The following is a 612-nucleotide window of genomic DNA, read 5'->3' as shown; positions in this document are numbered from 1 at the left end:
CCATCAGGATCGACAGCGCCATGGTGAAAATCGCCAGATAGATGCCGTGCAGTCGCAGAGCAGGGATGGCCACCGTCACACCTGCGATGCCGGTCAGGATACCGGCCAGCGGAAAGGCGATCAGGAAGGGCACGCCGGCCTCAAGCAGAATGACATTTGCATAGCAGCCAAAGGCCAGAAACGCCGCGTGGCCCAGGCTGACTTGCCCTGTGTGCCCGGTCAGAACCATCAGGCCCAGACCGGCGATGGCCCAGATCAGGACGTTGGTCAGTTCACCCAAATAGAAATCGTCCAGCAACCATGGGGCTGCGGCCACTACGCCTAGAAGGATCAGGTAAAGGGTCAATTGATAGCCGTCTTTCCACGGCCGGATATCCTGCATGTAGTTGGTTTTGAATACAATCCGCATCTGCCTAGACCTTTTTCACCCGAACTTGGCTGAACAGCCCGTTGGGCCGGAAGATCAGCACTGCCAGCAACAGTGCATAAGGGGCAATCTGGCTGTACCCTGCTGCGATATAGCGGCTGGCAAAGGGCTCAATAACGCCGACGATCAACCCTCCGGCCAGTGCGCCAGGCAGGCTACCGAAGCCGCCGATCACAGCGGCGGCG

The 612-nt window shown here is 59.0% G+C and carries 1 protein-coding gene and 1 pseudogene; both read right to left on the bottom strand.

Annotation, left to right across the window (positions count from 1 at the left end):
• Window positions 1–409: ABC transporter permease subunit (locus ACR0MQ_RS22970; RefSeq protein WP_480611290.1), on the bottom strand; the 409-nt coding region annotated here is incomplete at its 3' end.
• A 4-nt stretch (window positions 410–413) separates the two neighbouring features.
• Window positions 414–612: pseudogene (locus ACR0MQ_RS22965) on the bottom strand (branched-chain amino acid ABC transporter permease); the annotation flags it as partial.

The sequence above is a fragment of the Ruegeria sp. AN6 genome, from assembly GCF_056540425.1.
Note: the sequence above shows the minus strand (reverse complement) of the source record. Positions and strands in the feature narration are given on the sequence as shown.